Annotated in this window: 1 protein-coding gene and 1 pseudogene; both read left to right on the top strand. The window is 36.9% G+C overall.

Annotated elements, in window-relative coordinates; all coding sequences use genetic code 11:
• Positions 1–277: hypothetical protein (locus R3X26_RS18820; RefSeq protein ID WP_317718851.1), on the top strand; the 277-nt coding region annotated here is incomplete at its 5' end.
• Positions 278–486: 209 nt separating this feature from the next.
• A pseudogene (locus R3X26_RS18815) lies at positions 487–702 on the top strand (arabinose ABC transporter substrate-binding protein); the annotation flags it as partial.

The raw sequence follows: 702 nt of genomic DNA, 5'->3' as shown, positions 1-702 counted from the left end.
TTGGGTTAAATCACAAGAAAGTCAGAACGTAGAACATGACTTCTTTGCTGTTTCACTGCCCCAATTGAATGTCTTCGATAGAGATATCAAAACGAACCATCATATCCATTGCCAGTTTGTCAATTTGCTTTCCAAATTGGGATTAGCTCAGTTCAACAACCAATTACTTGTTGACGCTAAATGTGCAAAATTTACGCTACTGAAAAGTGATCCGAGTCATGCGAAAGCGCACTTACTGTCGAATATATCGTCAATTAGCTTAACAGAGTTAGTTTAATACTCTACATGTAGCTCAATTCAGTTTGTGACGAGCTGCTTTTTTTGAATTTTACTTATGATCACTAAACAAAGATTAGTATACAACGTGATTAATAATAGCAACATCAATAACCAATTGACTTACTATCGATTACGCTTTCAGTAAAGTAATAGATAGCTAAGTTTTGATCAATCGACGTGATACACCTACAAAAAATTGGAATAACTATGAAAATATGGACTAAAAATCTTACCAAAATCGCTCTAGTAACTTCGTTAGTGGCTATGTCCACAGGGACTATTGCGGAAGAAAAAAAGAAAATCGGTTTCATTGTTAAGCAACCAGAGGCAGGCTGGTTCCAAGATGAGTGGCGATTTGCCGAAGTTGCGGCCAAAGAGAAAGGCTTTGACCTAATTAAAATTGGCGCACAAGATGGCCAAAAG

Source organism: Vibrio sp. TH_r3, from assembly GCF_033101115.1.
GTDB lineage: Bacteria > Pseudomonadota > Gammaproteobacteria > Enterobacterales > Vibrionaceae > Vibrio.
Note: the sequence above shows the minus strand (reverse complement) of the source record. Positions and strands in the feature narration are given on the sequence as shown.